Here is a 17047-nt window from a genome sequence, read left to right as displayed (position 1 = left end):
GCCTGCATAATGCAGGCGCTCCAAAGGTGCGAATGATAGCACAAGGGGATCGCAGCGGATGCCGGGAAGATGTAAAAGATCTGTATAGGTAATCTTTACCCCCCGTATTGCCTGATGGCGCTACGCTTATCAGGCCTACAATCCTCCGCGAATCAATCCTCCCATGCCACGGCGCTCCATAAAGGCCGCTACCTGATGGCGTACCTCTGCCGCCATCTGCGCTTCCAGGCTGCGCTGCGCCAGCGTTTGCGCCTCATCAAAATCGATATGACGCAGCAGATATTTAACGCGAGCGACAGAACGACCGTTCATTGACAAATGGCGAAAACCCAGGCCTATCAGAATGGCTACACACATCGGGTCGCCCGCCATTTCACCGCATAAGCGCAAATCGATACCGCTTCTTTCGGCTTCCTGCGCAATCATCGCCAGCGCGCGTAACATCCCCGGATGCAGACTGTCATAAATGCTGGCTACCCGTGTGTTGTTACGATCGACGGCCAGTATGTACTGGGTAAGATCGTTGGTTCCGACCGAGATAAAGTCAATCCGGTTTGTCAGATGCGGCAGCATGAACACCATCGACGGAACTTCCAGCATGATGCCAATGCGCGGTTTCGGGATCTCGTAGCCGATCATCTCTTCCACTTCGCGTCCGGCACGTTCAATCAAACGTCGCGCTTCGTCCACTTCATCAATGCTGGTTACCATCGGTAGCAAAATGCTGAGGTTGCCGGTTGCCGCGTTGGCACGCAGCATGGCGCGAACCTGGATCAAAAAGATCTCTGGCTGATCGAGCGTTATGCGGATCCCTCGCCAGCCAAGGCACGGGTTCTCTTCACTGATGGGCATGTAGGGCAGTTGTTTATCGGCACCGACATCCAGCGTACGCAGAGTTACGGGCTTATCGTTAAACATCTGCAGCATACCCTGATACTGCGCAACCTGTTCTTCTTCCGAAGGAAAACCGCTTTGCAGCATGAACGGGATTTCGGTGCGATACAGGCCAATACCGTCGATCCTGCTACCCAGCTTTTCTTCATGTTCCGGGCTGAGACCCGCATTGAGCATCACCTTCACGCGCTCGCCGCTTTTCAACTGTGCTGGCTGGTTGACGTCGTCTTCCGCCAGGCGGCTCAGCTCAATTTCTTCACTGATAAGACGCTGGTATTCCTGAATCAATACCGGTTCCGGATCGACCAGCAGTTCACCGCGATAGCCATCCACCACCAACGTGCGGCGGTGCAACACAGACGGCTGGATATCAGCCCCCATAACGGTCGGGATCCCCAGCGCACGAACCATAATCGCCGCGTGAGAGTTGGCGGCACCATCCCTGACGACAACCCCTACCAACCGGTCCTGGGGAAGTTCCGCCAGCGTAGTGGCAGACAGCTCATCCGCCACCAGCACGAAACGTTCCGGCCAGGCATTCGGCCCCTGAACAGAGTCGTCAAGATGGAACAGCAGACGCTGCCCCAACGCGCGCAAATCCCCGGCGCGTTCTTTGAGATAGTTATCGCTTAGCGCGGCAAACTGTTCGGCAAACTTCTCGATGATCGTTTTAACCGCCCACTCGGCCACCGAGCCGTTATCCACTTCCGCGAACAACTCGCGGCGCAGACGGGTATCGGAGAGCAGGTGCGAATAGAGATCAAAAATTGCCGCCGTCTCTTTCTGTGCCCCGGCAGCAAAACGCTTACTGTAGCGGCGAAATTCATTTGCGGCTTCTTCCAGTGCGCCAGTCAGACGTTCACGCTCAAGCACTGGATCCAACGTTGAAGCCTGATACACCTGTTCCATCAGCGGTAACGTGGCATCCTGCCAGCCTTCAGCGATCGCCACGCCGGGGGCGGCAGGCAATGCGCGGATACGCGTTTGCCGGTATTGCCCAAATAGCGCGGTTAACTGCGACTGAGACAGAATAGCGGCCATTTGTGTGGCAAGCGTGACCAGAAAAGATTCTTCGCTTTCGTCGTACTGGCGCAACTCACGTTGCTGTACCACCAGGACGCCTAATAACTGGCGTCGCTGGATGATCGGTACGCCTAAGAACGCACGAAAGCGTTCTTCTTTCACCGAAGGAATATATTTAAAGCTGGGGTGTTTTTGCGCATCGGCAAGGTTGATAGGTTCCGCCAGCCTGCCAACCAGGCCAACGATCCCTTCATCAAACGCCAGTGCAACAGTGCGACCGCGTGGTTTTTTAAGTCCTCGGGTCGCCATCAGGTAATAACAGCGTCGGTCGTGATCGGCCAGGTAGACCGAGCAGACCTCTGTATCCATCGCAAGACAGATGTCAGTAACCAGAATATTCAACGCCTCATTGAGACGTGGGGCACTGGCCACCTTTTCGACTATTTCGCGCAGGCGGGTGAGCATAATTTGCGTAGCTTAACCTCTTTTACGTCTGTACGCAGGTGCGCTTTGCGGCTTAGGAGTGCTCTCCTGAAGCGCCATCACAACACTTGCGAATTCTTTCATCACCCTGCGATAGACATCGCGTTTAAATGACACCACCTGTCGAACCGGATACCAGTAACTCACCCAGCGCCAGCCGTCGAACTCAGGTGTACTGCTGGTTTGCATATTGATTTCAGCATCGCTGCTGACCAACTGCAAAAGAAACCATTTTTGTTTCTGGCCGATACAAACCGGCTTTGTGTCCCAACGCACCAAACGTTTCGGTAACTTGTAACGCAACCAGTTACGAGTAGAAGCAAGGATCCGCACATCTTTACGACTCAGACCTACTTCTTCAAAGAGTTCCCGGTACATCGCCTGCTCTGCTGTCTCTCCTGCATTTATCCCGCCTTGCGGGAATTGCCAGGAGTGCTGACCAAATCGCCGGGCCCACATGACCTGCCCCTGGCGGTTACAAATTACTATCCCTACATTCGGGCGGTAGCCATCGTCATCAATCACCGGACTACCTCAACATAAACCTTATATACAAACGATTGTTTCACACTCCAGAGGGGCGGTAAACCACTCTGTTAAGGGCGCGATATTCTAATAACAATTGAATAACTCACAGCAAAGGGCCGAGTTATAAACAGAAGATATGCTACATAGGCGATTTTATTCACCTTTTCTGTGGATATAGTTGTGAAGAAGTACGGAATTACTATGGGAAAACCCGGAGCAGTCTGAATAAGACATCCGTCACACCCAAAAAATAGTCTTATATATTCATTAAGTTAAAAGCAACAACTGTAGCTAAACATGCAGAAATGTGATGCACGTCACGCATACGATCTTCGAGCTGATGAAAGATCGACCAGCGTTGGTTTTATCCACAGATTATGCCAATAAGTTAGGCACAATTTGTGTGAAAATTCGATTTTCGTCGCACGTCAAGGCTGTAAATTGAAACAGTAGTGGGGGTTTTTCACAGTTATCCCATCTTTCTGTGGATAACATGGTGTAAGATCCTGTTCATTGTCAGTGACCAGAATTGGAAAACCCGGTTTTCTGTTGCGCAACCCTTTACATCAAAATATAAAAATCACTATAAATCATGCAATTGGATAAAGCATGTGGAAAAAGATAAACTCTGTCCACACGGTATAAAATCATTGCTCATTTTTTAACCCAAGGGTAACCCTGATGCCAGAACTCCATCCATTGCTTTCTCCGCCTGAATCCGAAGCCCAGTTGCTGCACCAGGCACGGCAACTTTCGGGCTACACGCTGGGAGAACTGTCGGCGATGGCAGGACTCGTCGCGCCAAAGGATCTGAAGCGGGACAAAGGCTGGATTGGCGTGCTGCTGGAAATTTGGCTTGGGGCCAGTGCGGGCAGTAAACCGGAGCAGGATTTTGCCGCGCTGGGCGTGGAGTTAAAAACGATCCCTGTAGATAGCCTTGGCAGACCGCTGGAAACGACCTTTGTCTGCGTGGCACCGTTAACCGGTAATACCGGCGTGACCTGGGAAACCAGCCATGTTCGACACAAGCTTAAACGCGTGTTGTGGATACCCGTAGAAGGTGAACGCAGCATCCCTGTGGCTGAACGGCGCGTTGGCTCTCCGTTGCTGTGGAGTCCGAATGAAGAGGAAGATCGACAACTGCGTCTGGACTGGGAAGAGTTGATGGACATGATAGTGCTAGGCCACGTCGAACGCATCACCGCTCGCCATGGGGAAGTGCTGCAACTGCGTCCTAAAGCCGCTAACGCCCGGGCGCTGACCGAGGCCATTGGCGCCCATGGCGAACCGATCCTGACTCTGCCCCGCGGGTTTTACCTGAAAAAGAACTTCACTCGCGCATTGCTGGAACGGCATTTTCTATTCCTGGCTCAATAACACACCCTGACCTTTCGCCCGTCGCGTTACGCGCCTATAATTACCGCTTCTTTTTTTTGGCAGGACTTTGTTTGATGTTATTTGCATGGATAACCGATCCTAACGCCTGGCTGGCGCTCGGTACGCTGACGCTGCTGGAGATCGTTCTCGGGATCGACAATATTATTTTCCTTTCTCTGGTTGTAGCAAAACTCCCAACAGCACAACGTAATCATGCCCGACGAATCGGGCTGGCGGCAGCGATGGTGATGCGTCTGGCGCTGCTGGCATCCATCGCCTGGGTAACGCGGCTCACTAACCCGTTATTCGAACTGTTTGGCGAGGCGATTTCAGCGCGCGATCTGATCCTTCTGCTCGGCGGATTGTTCCTGATCTGGAAAGCGAGTAAAGAGATCCACGAGTCCATTGAGGGCGAAGAGGAAGGGCTGAAAACCCGCGTCTCTTCTTTCCTGGGCGCGATTGTGCAGATCATGCTGTTGGATATTATCTTCAGTCTGGACTCAGTAATCACCGCAGTAGGCTTGTCCGATCATCTGTTTATTATGATGGCAGCCGTCGTGATTGCCGTGGGCGTAATGATGTTTGCAGCCCGCCCAATCGGTGAGTTTGTTGATCGTCACCCTTCGGTAAAAATGCTGGCACTCTCTTTCCTGATACTGGTTGGCTTCACGCTAATCCTGGAAAGCTTCGATGTCCATGTTCCGAAAGGATACATTTACTTCGCTATGTTCTTCTCTATCGCTGTAGAGACCCTGAACCTGTGGCGCAATAAAAAAATCCACTCTGACTGACACTATCGCTCCCCCCATGGGGAGCGAATACTCCCCGCGCACCTTCCTTCTCTCACAGATTAAGATTTTACTGCTTTCGCCCTGCACAACTTCGCGTTATTACTAAACTAGTGTCAGACGCAGGCCATGTGAGGATAAGCAGATGAAAAAATGGGCAGTTTTAATTTCCGCCGTCGGGCTGGCTTTTGCCGTTTCCGGATGCAGCAGTGATTATGTGATGGCAACAAAAGATGGTCGAATGATCCTGACCGATGGTAAACCAGAAATTGACGATGATACCGGTCTGGTGAGTTACCACGATCAGCAAGGCAATGCGATGCAAATTAACCGCGACGAAGTCTCTCAAATCATTGAGCGTTGATGGTTAAGGTCAGCAACGCGCTGGCCTTAACAATTTTGCTTCCCTTTTTCCCTTCCCTCAGCCATTTTTATAATCCTTATGTCGTGATTATAAAAAGGAAACGGCTATGCAATATCACCGTATACCCCACAGCTCGCTGGAAGTCAGTACACTGGGGCTGGGCACAATGACGTTTGGTGAACAAAACAGCGAAGCCGACGCACATGCACAGCTCGACTATGCCGTTGCACAAGGCATAAATTTAATCGACGTTGCCGAGATGTATCCGGTACCGCCTCGTCCAGAAACCCAGGGACTCACCGAAACTTACGTGGGCAACTGGCTCGCCAAACACGGCAGCCGCGAAAAGCTAATCGTGGCGTCGAAGGTCAGTGGACCATCACGTAACAACGACAGCGGCATTCGACCGAATCAGGCGCTGGATCGTAAAAACATCCGTGAGGCACTGCACGACAGTCTGAAAAGACTGCAGACCGATTATCTCGATCTCTATCAGGTCCACTGGCCGCAGCGTCCGACCAACTGCTTTGGTAAGCTGGGATATAGCTGGACGGACTCCGCGCCGGTCGTTTCCCTACTGGATACGCTGGACGCGCTGGCAGAGTTTCAGCGTGCAGGTAAGATTCGTTACATCGGTGTTTCCAACGAAACCGCGTTTGGCGTAATGCGTTATCTGCACCTGGCAGACAAACATGACCTGCCACGTATCGCCACTATCCAGAACCCGTACAGCCTGCTAAACCGCAGCTTTGAAGTTGGACTGGCCGAAGTGAGCCAGTATGAAGGCGTTGAGCTACTGGCCTACTCGTGCCTTGGTTTTGGCACCTTAACCGGTAAATACCTGAACGGTGCGAAACCTGCCGGCGCACGCAATACGCTGTTTAGCCGTTTTACGCGCTACAGCAGCGAACAAACGCAAAAAGCGGTAGCTGCCTATGTGGATATCGCCAAACGCCATAACCTCGATCCTGCGCAAATGGCGCTGGCATTCGTGCGTCGTCAGCCGTTTGTCGCCAGCACACTGCTGGGCGCCACGACGATGGAGCAGCTAAAAACCAACGTTGAAAGCCTGTATCTGGAATTGAGCGAGGAAGTGCTGGCAGAGATTGAAGCGGTGCATCAGGTGTATACCTATCCTGCACCTTAACAGTTAGCGCCTGATGGCGCTGCGCTTATCAGGCCTACAGACAGCGTTCCCTGTAGGCCTGGTTGCAACAGCATATAACAGACTAATGGCGGCGCTGCCAAATCCACAGCGCCGTAATCGCCAGGGCAAACAACGCACCAAATCCAACGCCAATGGCTACCGCAGGAATACCCACCAACACCGCCAGTGAGTAGATACCGAGCATCAGCAACATCGCGCTGTTTTCACCCAGGTTTTGCACCGCAATAGCGTTGCCCGCACCCACGCTTTTTTTGCCCCGCTCCTGCAGTAACGCATTCAGCGGCACCACAAAGAACCCACCACACACGCCGATAAGCAGCAGCAACGCGTAGGCCGGAAGCAGCGAATGTTGAAGAGAGAAAATCAGCACCACGACGCCGATCAGTATCCCTGCAGGCATACAGCGCGACACGGTTTCCAGCGTCACCAGTTTCGCAGCCGCCCCCGCGCCGACAACAATCCCGATAGCCACCATAGCGTTGAGATAGGTCGGTGTGGCGTTATCGGTAATGCCGAGCGCAACCGGCACCCACAGCACCAGAAGAAAACGCAGCGTGACGCCCGCGCCCCAAAACAGGCTGGTTCCTACCAACGAGAAACGTGTTTCACCGTTGCGCCACAGCGAGGAGGCGGCACAGAAAAAACTACGCGTCATTTTGCCCAGATGCCAGGACTGACCAGGGCGAGCCGCGGCCAGTTTCGGGATATACAGGTTAGCCACCACTGCGCCAGCATAGGCCAGCGCACAGGCGGAAAGCGCAGCAATCACATGCCAGTCGGCCAGCACACCGCCGGCAACAGAACCCAGCAAGATAGCGGCAATGGTTGACGCCTCCATCAGGCCATTCGCTTTCACCAGTTTGTCGCCGGTCGTCAACTCACCCAGGATGCCATACTTGGCCGGAGAATACGCCGCAGCGCCAATACCCACCAGCGTATACCCGAGAAATGGGTTAACGCCGAAACAGATACTCGCCGCGCCCAGCAGCTTGAGACCGTTGGCGAACATCATCACTCTGCCTTTGGCAAAGCTATCCGCCACCTGTCCAACAAACGGCGCAAACAAAATGTAAGCGCCCACAAACACCATTTGCAGGATTGGCTGGCTCCAGTCCGGGTAGAACTGCGCCTTGAGCAAAGCCAGGGTAGCAAACAACAACGCGTTATCGCCAAACGCTGACAAAAACTGCGCGGCGATAACGGACATCATCCCTTTTGACCAGATTGACGTGCTAGTGTGTACTGACTCACGCATGTTGTTTTTCCGGTTCATCGACCCAGTTTTTCAGTGTCACAAAATCTGGCTTACCGCTGCCGAGCAGAGGGAGTTGTTTCAGGTGGCGGATATCACGCGGTACGGCAAGCTCTGGAATGCCGTGGATGCGCGCATACTGGAGTAATCTTTCACGGGTCAGCTCGCTGTCGGTAGTAAACAGCACCAGCGCTTCCCCTTTATTGGCATCGCTCTTGATAGCCGTGGCATGCATTTTGTCAGCAGATACTGCCAGCGCCAGCTGTTCAACCATCTCCAGTGACACCATCTCACCGGCAATTTTGGCAAAGCGCTTGGCACGCCCCTGAATCTGTACAAAGCCATTTTCATCAAAGCGTACAACATCACCGGTGTCGTACCAGCCGTGTTCTATCTGACCCTGCGCATTTTCTGCGGTTGGGACTTCCAGTACACCTGGCTTTTCGACGCGCAGATAGCCGCTCATAATATTAGGGCCTTTCAGCTGTAAACGCCCGCCATCTTCAATACCAGGAACCGCCAACAGTCGGGCATCCATACCAGGCAGAATGCGCCCTACCGTTCCCGATTTCGCCGCCATCGGTACGTTAATCGACACCACCGGCGCACATTCCGTCACGCCATAGCCTTCAAGGACGCGCAGGCCAAACTTCTCCTGCCACAACTGCTTTGTGCTGTCTTGCAGCTTTTCGGCTCCGGCAACAACATAGCGCAGACGGTGGAAATCGTACGGATGAGCAAACCGCGCATAATTGCCGAGGAACGTTGAGGTACCAAACAGTACGGTGCAGTTACGGTCATATACCAGCTCAGGAACGATGCGGTAATGCAGCGGACTGGGGTACAAAAACACTTCAGCACCGGTCAGCAACGGCGTGAATAACCCTACCGTCAGGCCAAAAGAGTGAAATAGCGGCAATGCTGACATAAAGCGATCGTCGGCAGTGAAATCGGCAATCGTCTTAATCTGCTCGACGTTCGCCAGAATGCTCTTATGGCTGTGTACGACACCTTTCGGGTGGCCTTCTGATCCTGAGGTAAAGAGGATCACCGCAGCTTCTTCCGGCTGCTGCTTCACCTGTGCCAGATGCGGCGCCAACAGATGAGAAAAAATCCACAGCTTATCGCCAAAGGTCACATCGGCCTTCAGATCTTCCAGATACACCCAGCGCACCTGGGTGAGCTGTTCCGGTAGGTGCCAGAGTTTGCCTTTATCGAGAAATTGTCGGGAAGTGAAGATCGTTTTGATTTCAGAGGCTGTAATGGCGCTGGTTAATCCCTTCACGCCCGCCGTATAGTTCATCATCGCCGGGATGCGTCGACGCGCAATGGCGCCAAAAATGACCGCCGCGCTGATCCCCGCATTTGGCAGCATCAGGCCGATTTTTTCACCTTCCGCGCTATATTTCTCCAGAATACGAGCCACAAAGAGTGTCTTCGTCAGCAGTTTGCGGTAGTTGTCCGGCGTAAAGTTAACATCTTCAATGCAGTTTTTGCCTGCGCCAAACCGGTATTTTGCCGCCAGTAGCGACTCGTATAACGTTTCACGCGGGCGGACGGCCATACGCGCTTCCATCATAATCTGATGCAGCATTTCACCGGCGATTTTGCGGCGATCGCGAGCACGCGGCGCTTCCGGCATCGGCATTTGGGTCGGCGGCAGGATATGCAATTGAATACGCGGAAAAAATCGCTGTTTAACCAGACCTTTCAGGCGGCTAAAATGTGTCAGTTCCGCGCCTTCAATACGCACAGGCACCACCGTCGCCTTTGATTTTGCGGCAACGAACCCGGCACCGTCGTAGATTTTCATCAGTGAACCGGTGGTCGAAATACGTCCTTCCGGGAAAATAACCACCGGGCGCCCCTGCTCGACCAGGCGTACCAGATGTTTAATCGACATCGGTTTGGTTGGGTCTAGCGGTACGAAATCAATCAGTGGAGTGAGCCAGCGCATATACCATTGCTGGCTGATCGAGGTGTAAACGGCAAAAACGGGGCGAATCGGTAAAAAGAGCGCCAGCAGGATACCATCGATAAATGAGACATGGTTGGGCGTGATTAAGACGCGTTCTCCCCGTAGCGCGCTGACATCGCCCGTGACGCGAACACGAAACAGCACGCGAAACAGATTTCGAAAAAAGCCAAATAGCATCTCAACTCCCTGTGCCATTAATTATATAAACATCAATGATGGGAGAGTATACGAGTTGGGGAATGGGCGCGACAGATAACGGGCAAATAGAATCCGAAAAAAAACCTGCGCATCCGCGCAGGTCGGTGCAAGAGACAGGTACGAAGTGCGTACCGAATAATCTCACCAATCAATACCTCTGGGATCTTGATTGTGGTCGTCACCGCGCCGTTCCGCCAGTTGGAAAACGCAAAGGAATGAACCCAAGTGCAACGAGTTGTGTAAATTATCGGTTACTGTTACAGATACGCCGTACGCAAAAAAAAACCTGCGCATCTGCGCAGGCTGGTGTAAATTTTGTGATCAACCCGAAAGTTGATTTCACCTATCAATACCTCTGGGATCCCAACTCTATCAATCCGCTCTCTCCCCTCACCAGCGAACAATCGCAACAGCACATCGCAAAGTGTAAGCAAAGGTTTTCATTTTCTATTTTCTGTCTTACTTCGCTCGTGTCCGCTCACATTTGCGACGTCCTGACGGGCAATCTGCTTGAACAGACAGCCGTTTTCCGTAACACTGGCGGGATGTAAGCGTTTACCCACAACAGGTACTATCATGGCGACCATAAAGGATGTAGCCCGACTAGCTGGTGTATCAGTCGCCACCGTTTCTCGAGTGATCAATGACTCCCCCAAAGCCAGCGAAGCATCGCGTCTGGCTGTAATGAGTGCAATGGAATCACTCAGCTACCACCCCAACGCCAACGCGCGTGCGCTGGCACAACAATCTACTGAAACCGTCGGTCTGGTAGTCGGTGATGTGTCCGATCCGTTCTTTGGGGCAATGGTTAAAGCTGTCGAGCAGGTGGCCTATAACACCGGTAACTTTTTACTGATTGGCAACGGCTACCATAACGAGCAAAAGGAACGTCAGGCGATTGAGCAGCTTATTCGCCACCGCTGCGCAGCCCTCGTGGTCCACGCTAAAATTATCCCGGATGCCGAGCTGACATCATTGATGAAACAAATCCCCGGGATGGTACTGATCAATCGAATCTTACCGGGATTCGAACAACGCTGCGTTGCGCTGGACGACCGTTACGGTGCCTGGCTGGCAACCCGTCATCTTATTCAGCAGGGCCATACGCGCATCGGTTATCTGTGTTCCAACCACAGCATTTCAGATGCGGAAGATCGTTTGCAAGGCTATTACGACGCGCTGGCGGAAAGCAATATTCCGGTAAACGATCGACTGGTCACGTTTGGCGAGCCCGATGAAAGCGGCGGCGAGCAGGCAATGACTGAGCTGCTTGGTCGCGGCAAAAACTTCACGGCTATCGCCTGCTATAACGACTCAATGGCGGCGGGCGCTATGGGTGTATTAAATGATAACGGCATTGATGTGCCGGGAGAAATCTCGCTGATTGGTTTTGATGATGTACTGGTTTCACGCTACGTGCGCCCACGGCTGACGACGGTACGCTACCCTATCGTGACGATGGCAACCCAGGCCGCCGAACTGGCGCTGGCGCTGGCCGAAAAACGCCCGGTCCCGGAAATCACTCACGTCTTTAACCCAACGCTGGTACGTCGGCATTCCGTTTCGGCGCTGACTGAGCCGGGAAATTCTTTGTCAAACGATTAATCAGGATTGCGTCATGACAACGATGTTAGACGTTTCACGACATGCTGGCGTATCGAAAGCGACCGTTTCACGCGTACTGAATGGTACGGGGCAGGTTAAAGAAAGCACGCGCCAGAAAGTCTTCAACGCCATGCAGGCATTAGATTATCGGCCTAATTTTTTAGCGCGCTCACTGGCAAACCGCACCAGCAACAGCATTGGTTTAGTGGTATCTACATTTGATGGCTTCTACTTTGGTCGCCTGCTGCAACAGGCATCGCGCCAGACGGAGTCTCACGGTAAACAGCTGATTGTCACCGACGGCCATGACACACCAGAGCGTGAGCAGGAAGCCGTTCAAATGCTGGCCGACCGACAGTGCGACGCCATTATTCTCTACACCCGCTACATGAGCGAAAAGGCAATTATGTCGCTGATGAGCCGCATTGATATGCCATTGCTGGTCATTAACCGCGACGTCAGCCAGGCCCGCGACCGCGCGATTTTCTTTGAACAGGAAGACGCGGCGTTTCAGGCCGTCGATTACCTCATCTCGCAAGGACATCGCGATATTGCCTGCATCACCGTACCCGGCCATACGCCAACCGGTAAATCTCGGTTAATGGGATATCGTAAGGCGCTGGAAAAAAACGGTATTCCCTGGGAACCCGCCAAGGTCAAATACGGTGATTCAACGATGACCAGAGGCTATGAAGCCTGTCGTGAACTGTTGGATGAAGGAGTGATATTCAGCGCGCTGTTCGCCTGTAACGATGACATGGCGTTAGGTGCATCGAAAGCATTACATCAGGCTGGACTAAAGATCCCCGAGGATGTTTCGTTGTTTGGTTTTGATGATGCGCCCAGCGCGAAATGGCTGGAGCCGGGGCTGTCTACCGTTTATCTGCCGATCGATACCATGATAACCACGGCAATCGATCAGGCTATCCGTCTGGCCAACGGCGAAAGCGTCGAGCCAATCCCACCGTTTACCGGCAAACTGGTACTACGTGACTCAGTAACGCTCGGGCCGTACTTTAAGTAATTAAATGCCGGATGGCGCTACGCTTACCCGGCATTTCACAACGCTGTAATCAGATTAATTCCAGCGCTAACAGCTCATCAATGGTCTGGCGACGGCGAATCAGTCGCGCCACGCCGTTATCGAACAGAACCTCAGGCAGCAGCGGGCGGCTATTGTAGTTCGACGACATCGACGCGCCATACGCACCGGTATCATGCAATACCAGGTAATCTCCCGGCACTACCGCAGGTAATAGACGGGTTTCGACTTTACCGCCTTCCTGTTGGGTAAAAACATCGCCCGATTCGCACAGCGGCCCGGCAACCACCGTCTCAATCTGCGCCGCATTATCCAGCGAGCGGCCATCCCCGGCCAATGCGGAGATATGGTGATAGCTGCCGTACATTGCTGGCCGCATCAGATCGTTGAAGCCCGCGTCGATCAGCACGAAGTGGCGACTGCCCATCTCTTTCACACTGCGCACCTGCGCCACCAGCACACCCGCTTCGGCCACCAGAAAACGTCCTGGCTCGATCTCAAGCTTCACCGGATGCCCCAGATGTTTGGCGATTTGCTCTCGTGCGGCGTTCCACAGTCCGAAGTAGTGATCGGTGTTGATCGCCTCTTCTCCTTCGCGATATGGGATCGACAAACCTCCGCCCGCAGATATAGCCTCCAGATCCTGACCTAATTCAACAACCTGACGCACCATCGCGCCACACACTTGCTCCAGATGGCCGTAGTCCACACCGGAGCCGATATGCATATGAATGCCCACCAGTTTCAGTTGATAACGCTGAATCACCTCCAGCGCCGCCGGAAGGTCGCTATACCAGATACCGTGCTTGCTGTTCTCGCCGCCGGTATTGGTTTTCTGACTATGCCCGTGACCAAAACCTGGGTTGACGCGCAGCCATACACGATGCCCTGGCGAAACCTGACCCAGTTGTTCCAGCATATCAACCGACCCGGCGTTTACTGGAATACGTAGCTCATGCACCCGGGCCAGCGTCGCCTGGTCAATCATATCGGCGGTAAAGACGATTTCATCATTCTCCGGCACAAAACCTGCTGCCAGCGCACGTTCAATCTCACCCAGCGAGACGGAATCCACCTTCACGCCCTGCCCACGCATCAGACGCAAAATATGAATATTCGAGCAGGCCTTTTGGGCAAAACGCACCACATCAAACTGACTCAGTTTGGCTATCTGCGCGCGGATAATCTGCGCATCATAGACCCACACCGGGCAGCCGAATTCGGCGGGCAGACGCAGCAGGTTATCTGCGGTCAGGTCAGTATCAGTGCTGTTGAGTGGACGTGGCATGGCGTGCTCCGGTATTGGCTTTTTTATGATTACGCCACAGCCCGAAGAGAATAAAAAATATCGTTTTATCGCGAGTCTATGCAAAAATGATATGGAATGTTTATTTGAGGATCGCCGATGCCTGCCGTTAACTTGCGCCACATTGAAATTTTTCACGCCATTATGACAGCAGGCAACCTGACGGAAGCCGCACGGATGCTGCACACGTCGCAGCCTACCGTCAGTCGCGAGCTGGCAAGATTTGAAAAAGTTCTGGGGTTAACACTGTTCGAACGTACGCGAGGCCGACTGCATCCCACAGTGCAGGGGCTACGCCTGTTTGAAGAGGTGCAACGTTCGTGGTATGGCCTGGACAGAATTGTGAGCGCCGCAGAGAGCCTGCGTGAGTTTCGTCAGGGTGAGCTGTCGATTGTCTGCCTGCCAGTGTTCTCACAGTCCTTTTTACCGCCGCTGCTGCAGCCATTCCTCGCACGCTATCCGCAGGTCAATATTCAGATAGTGCCGCAGGAGTCACCGCTGCTGGAAGAGTGGCTGTCGGCGCAGCGCCACGATCTCGGGTTAACTGAGACCCTGCATACCCCCGCCGGGACTAAACGTACTGAATTACTGTCGCTGGATGAAGTTTGCGTGCTGCCGCAGGGACATCCGCTGACCGGGAAAGCAGTATTAACACCGCGAGATTTTCAGGGGGAAAACTATATCAGCCTGTCGCGCACCGACAGTTATCGCCAGTTGCTGGATACCCTGTTTAATGATCATCAGGTCAAGCGCCGAATGGTCATAGAAACGCACAGTGCCGCATCAATTTGTGCGATGGTACGTGCCGGCGTGGGGATCTCGGTAGTGAACCCGCTGACCGCCCTGGATTACGCAGGCAGCGGGATTGTAATCCGGCGTTTTAGTGTTTCGGTGCCTTTTACCGTCAGCCTGATCCATCCACTGCATCGCCCGGCATCCGCGCTGGTTGATGCTTTTACAGCACATCTACAGGCCCATCTCCACCGGCTTACTGACCCGCTGGAGGCTATTTTGCAATCTCAGGTGAAAGCATAAACGTCACGGCATCCTGCGCATGGATCGCCGCGGTATCGAAGACCGGCAACGGGCTCATTTCAGTGGGAACCAGCAGGCCAATTTCGGTGCAGCCAAAGATCACCCCTTGTGCCCCCTGACGAGCCAGTCGCTCAATCACGCTCAGGTAATAATCGCGGGAAATTTCGCTAAATTCACCAAGGCACAGTTCCTCGAAAATAATCTGGTTTATTTTCTGTCGGTCGTCAGCGTCAGGGATTAGCGTGCTAATGCCAAATTCCATCTGTAAACGCCCACGATAGAAATCCTGTTCCATGGTGTAACGCGTGCCCAACAGCGCGACGTTACTCATCTTCTGTTGTTGTATGGCCCGACCTGTTGCATCGGCAATATGCAAAAACGGGACATCGCAGGCCGTTTCAATGGCCTCGGCCACTTTATGCATAGTGTTGGTACACAGCACAATTCCCTCAGCTCCCGCTTGCTGTAACCCCACCGCTGCCTGCGCCAGGATCTCCCCTGCCCGCTGCCAGTCACCGTTCGACTGACACGCTTCAATCTCATGGAAATCGACGCTGTGCAGCAGAATTTTCGCAGAATGCAGACCGCCCAGATTCTGCTTAACCCCTTCATTAATCAGACGATAATAAGGAATAGTAGATTCCCAGCTCATTCCGCCTAACAGACCGATCGTTTTCATCATTTACCCTTATTCGTGGTTGTCCTCCCAGTGAACCAAAGATGTGATCAACTTTCCACATCTGCCGGCGCACATTTCCTTTTTTTATTTTCTGATATAAATTTAATGAAATGATGTTTCATTTTATTGCAGGGATATCGAATGTTTATTTTTCATAAAGAAACCACGCTTGAAGATCTGGGTAACGGCGTTACCCGGCGTATTCTTGCTCACGACGGTAACATGATGGCGGTTGAGGTGAACTTCGAGCAAGGCGCGATAGGCCCGATGCACAGCCATCCGCATGAACAACTCACGTACGTTTTATCGGGCGAGTTTGAATTTACGATTGGGGAAGAAAAGCATGTCGTCAGTGCAGGAGACACCCTGTACAAGCAACCCAATATTATGCACGGCTGCGTCTGTTTACAGCCGGGAACATTACTCGATACCTTCACCCCGGTACGCGAAGACTTCCTGCAGGCGTAATCTCTCTATTCTCGAACCTTGTTATACAAAAATGCCGGGTATCGCTTACGCTTACCCGGCCTGCACGAGACGTCATCCGACACTGCGCCTCACTACTTACACCCCAATATCTCTTAACTTCTCGCCAGCCATCAGCTTACGTTCGATATGCTCAAGCGTAACGTTTTTGGTTTCAGGAATAAGCCAGAAGGTAATACCAATAAATACGACGTTCAGTGCGGTATAAAGCCAGAACGTACCGGCTGCGCCAATGCTGTCGAGTAACGTCAGGAAGGTTGCGCCGATAATCATGTTCGACACCCAGTTCGTGGTGGTGGAACAGGTGATACCAAAATCGCGACATTTTAGCGGCTGAATCTCAGAACACAGGATCCACACCACCGGCGCGGCGCTCATTGCGTAGCCGGCAATACACATCATCGTCATGGCAACTGACAGCCAGGATAGCCCACTGGAAGCCGTGCCGTTATCAAACTGCATCAGGCAATAACCAAGCACCAGCGTCCCAATGGCCATCACGCTGAAACCAATTTTCAGCGCCGGTTTGCGTCCGGCTTTATCTACTGTAAAAACAGCAATAAAAGTCGCGAACATAAAGGTTAAGCCAACGACTAACGTGGCGATCATCTGCTGTTCAGTCGTGGTAAAACCGGCCATTTTAAAAATACGTGGGGCGTAGTACATAATGATGTTCATCCCGGTGAACTGCTGCATTGCCTGCAACAACATCCCAAGGAAAACCGCGCGCCGTACGTTACGGTTGATTTTAAACAACGCCCAACCGCCCTGCTTCAGCTTCAGACTTTCACGAATTTCGTTCAGTTCATCACGGGCCTTTTCTGAGGTATCACGCAACATG

At 52.9% G+C, this 17047-nt stretch carries 15 protein-coding genes and 1 pseudogene; 9 read left to right on the top strand and 7 right to left on the bottom strand.

The window, feature by feature from the left end; all coding sequences use genetic code 11:
* Positions 1 to 135 precede the first annotated feature (135 nt).
* Both ptsP and rppH read right to left on the bottom strand, forming a co-directional pair.
* Complete coding sequence (gene ptsP / locus FDX03_RS14645; RefSeq protein WP_115601529.1) at positions 136 to 2382, bottom strand: phosphoenolpyruvate--protein phosphotransferase; 2247 nt, start codon at positions 2380 to 2382, stop codon at positions 136 to 138.
* A gap of 12 nt (positions 2383 to 2394) precedes the next feature.
* A complete protein-coding gene (rppH, locus tag FDX03_RS14640) occupies positions 2395 to 2925 on the bottom strand; it encodes an RNA pyrophosphohydrolase (RefSeq protein WP_003825602.1) in 531 nt (176 codons plus the stop codon).
* 684 nt (positions 2926 to 3609) lie between these two features.
* On the opposite strand from rppH, the gene mutH reads away from it, so the two are divergent.
* From mutH to FDX03_RS14615, 4 genes are all read left to right on the top strand, one after another.
* Positions 3610 to 4305 (top strand): DNA mismatch repair endonuclease MutH, encoded by a 696-nt coding sequence (mutH, locus tag FDX03_RS14630; RefSeq protein WP_137346114.1) that lies wholly within the window; start codon positions 3610 to 3612, stop codon positions 4303 to 4305.
* 74 nt (positions 4306 to 4379) lie between these two features.
* Positions 4380 to 5096 carry a TerC family protein gene (locus FDX03_RS14625; RefSeq protein WP_137346163.1) on the top strand — a complete coding sequence of 239 codons (717 nt, stop codon included), beginning with the start codon at positions 4380 to 4382 and terminating at the stop codon, positions 5094 to 5096.
* A 142-nt stretch (positions 5097 to 5238) separates the two neighbouring features.
* Entirely contained in the window at positions 5239 to 5457 is a 219-nt protein-coding gene (gene ygdR, locus FDX03_RS14620; RefSeq protein WP_005123410.1) for a lipoprotein YgdR, read from the top strand.
* A gap of 106 nt (positions 5458 to 5563) precedes the next feature.
* On the top strand, positions 5564 to 6604 hold the full coding sequence (locus tag FDX03_RS14615) for an NADP(H)-dependent aldo-keto reductase (RefSeq protein WP_048213112.1): 1041 nt from the start codon (positions 5564 to 5566) through the stop codon (positions 6602 to 6604).
* Positions 6605 to 6686: 82 nt separating this feature from the next.
* On the opposite strand, the gene lplT is transcribed toward FDX03_RS14615, so the two are convergent.
* Together lplT and aas are read right to left on the bottom strand one after the other, a co-directional pair.
* Positions 6687 to 7880 (bottom strand): lysophospholipid transporter LplT, encoded by a 1194-nt coding sequence (gene lplT, locus FDX03_RS14610; RefSeq protein WP_101741603.1) that lies wholly within the window; start codon positions 7878 to 7880, stop codon positions 6687 to 6689.
* On the bottom strand, positions 7873 to 10032 hold the full coding sequence (aas, locus tag FDX03_RS14605; RefSeq protein WP_137346113.1) for a bifunctional acyl-ACP--phospholipid O-acyltransferase/long-chain-fatty-acid--ACP ligase: 2160 nt from the start codon (positions 10030 to 10032) through the stop codon (positions 7873 to 7875). The genes lplT and aas overlap by 8 nt, the downstream gene beginning before the upstream one ends.
* Positions 10033 to 10094: 62 nt before the next feature.
* Here aas and FDX03_RS23440 point away from each other — a divergent pair, with 62 nt between their 5' ends.
* Genes FDX03_RS23440 through FDX03_RS14590 form a run of 3 tightly spaced genes read left to right on the top strand, consistent with a single transcriptional unit; the run spans position 10095 to position 12682 of the window.
* Positions 10095 to 10604, top strand: coding sequence for a hypothetical protein (locus tag FDX03_RS23440; protein WP_249357068.1), 510 nt, complete (start codon positions 10095 to 10097; stop codon positions 10602 to 10604).
* Positions 10605 to 10629: 25 nt separating this feature from the next.
* Positions 10630 to 11658, top strand: a complete 1029-nt coding sequence (gene galR / locus FDX03_RS14595; RefSeq protein WP_048213115.1) for an HTH-type transcriptional regulator GalR — start codon at positions 10630 to 10632, stop codon at positions 11656 to 11658.
* A 13-nt stretch (positions 11659 to 11671) separates the two neighbouring features.
* A complete protein-coding gene (locus FDX03_RS14590; RefSeq protein WP_121585010.1) occupies positions 11672 to 12682 on the top strand; it encodes a LacI family DNA-binding transcriptional regulator in 1011 nt (336 codons plus the stop codon).
* Positions 12683 to 12731: 49 nt separating this feature from the next.
* Here the strand turns inward: FDX03_RS14590 and lysA are convergent, their stop codons facing one another.
* Positions 12732 to 13988, bottom strand: coding sequence for a diaminopimelate decarboxylase (lysA, locus tag FDX03_RS14585; protein ID WP_061068505.1), 1257 nt, complete (start codon positions 13986 to 13988; stop codon positions 12732 to 12734).
* Positions 13989 to 14105: 117 nt separating this feature from the next.
* Between lysA and FDX03_RS14580 the strand changes: the two genes are divergently transcribed.
* Positions 14106 to 15041 (top strand): LysR family transcriptional regulator, encoded by a 936-nt coding sequence (locus tag FDX03_RS14580; RefSeq protein WP_137346112.1) that lies wholly within the window; start codon positions 14106 to 14108, stop codon positions 15039 to 15041.
* On the opposite strand, the gene FDX03_RS14575 is transcribed toward FDX03_RS14580, so the two are convergent.
* Positions 15013 to 15720, bottom strand: coding sequence for an aspartate/glutamate racemase (locus tag FDX03_RS14575; protein WP_115642931.1), 708 nt, complete (start codon positions 15718 to 15720; stop codon positions 15013 to 15015). The two genes, FDX03_RS14580 and FDX03_RS14575, sit on opposite strands and share 29 nt — an antisense overlap.
* A 141-nt stretch (positions 15721 to 15861) precedes the next feature.
* Between FDX03_RS14575 and FDX03_RS14570 the strand changes: the two genes are divergently transcribed.
* A complete protein-coding gene (locus tag FDX03_RS14570; RefSeq protein ID WP_137346111.1) occupies positions 15862 to 16188 on the top strand; it encodes a cupin domain-containing protein in 327 nt (108 codons plus the stop codon).
* 96 nt (positions 16189 to 16284) lie between these two features.
* Here FDX03_RS14570 and araE read toward each other — a convergent pair.
* Positions 16285 to 17047: pseudogene (gene araE / locus FDX03_RS23435) on the bottom strand (arabinose-proton symporter AraE); the annotation flags it as partial.

The organism is Citrobacter sp. wls827 (assembly GCF_005280875.1).
In the GTDB taxonomy this organism is placed as follows: Bacteria; Pseudomonadota; Gammaproteobacteria; order Enterobacterales; family Enterobacteriaceae; genus Citrobacter; species Citrobacter youngae.
The sequence above is the reverse complement of the archived record's forward strand: the minus strand, read 5'-3'. Positions and strand labels throughout refer to the sequence as shown.

Bases quoted from the DNA above. Each gene is read 5' to 3' on its own strand.
- ptsP (WP_115601529.1), bottom strand. From the start codon at position 2,382: ATGCTCACCCGCCTGCGCGAAATAGTCGAAAAGGTGGCCAGTGCCCCA.
- mutH (WP_137346114.1), top strand. From the start codon at position 3,610: ATGCCAGAACTCCATCCATTGCTTTCTCCGCCTGAATCCGAAGCCCAG.
- FDX03_RS14625 (WP_137346163.1), top strand. From the start codon at position 4,380: ATGTTATTTGCATGGATAACCGATCCTAACGCCTGGCTGGCGCTCGGT.
- ygdR (WP_005123410.1), top strand. From the start codon at position 5,239: ATGAAAAAATGGGCAGTTTTAATTTCCGCCGTCGGGCTGGCTTTTGCC.
- FDX03_RS14615 (WP_048213112.1), top strand. From the start codon at position 5,564: ATGCAATATCACCGTATACCCCACAGCTCGCTGGAAGTCAGTACACTG.
- lplT (WP_101741603.1), bottom strand. From the start codon at position 7,880: ATGCGTGAGTCAGTACACACTAGCACGTCAATCTGGTCAAAAGGGATG.
- aas (WP_137346113.1), bottom strand. From the start codon at position 10,032: ATGCTATTTGGCTTTTTTCGAAATCTGTTTCGCGTGCTGTTTCGTGTT.
- FDX03_RS23440 (WP_249357068.1), top strand. From the start codon at position 10,095: ATGGGCGCGACAGATAACGGGCAAATAGAATCCGAAAAAAAACCTGCG.
- galR (WP_048213115.1), top strand. From the start codon at position 10,630: ATGGCGACCATAAAGGATGTAGCCCGACTAGCTGGTGTATCAGTCGCC.
- FDX03_RS14590 (WP_121585010.1), top strand. From the start codon at position 11,672: ATGACAACGATGTTAGACGTTTCACGACATGCTGGCGTATCGAAAGCG.
- lysA (WP_061068505.1), bottom strand. From the start codon at position 13,988: ATGCCACGTCCACTCAACAGCACTGATACTGACCTGACCGCAGATAAC.
- FDX03_RS14580 (WP_137346112.1), top strand. From the start codon at position 14,106: ATGCCTGCCGTTAACTTGCGCCACATTGAAATTTTTCACGCCATTATG.
- FDX03_RS14575 (WP_115642931.1), bottom strand. From the start codon at position 15,720: ATGAAAACGATCGGTCTGTTAGGCGGAATGAGCTGGGAATCTACTATT.
- FDX03_RS14570 (WP_137346111.1), top strand. From the start codon at position 15,862: ATGTTTATTTTTCATAAAGAAACCACGCTTGAAGATCTGGGTAACGGC.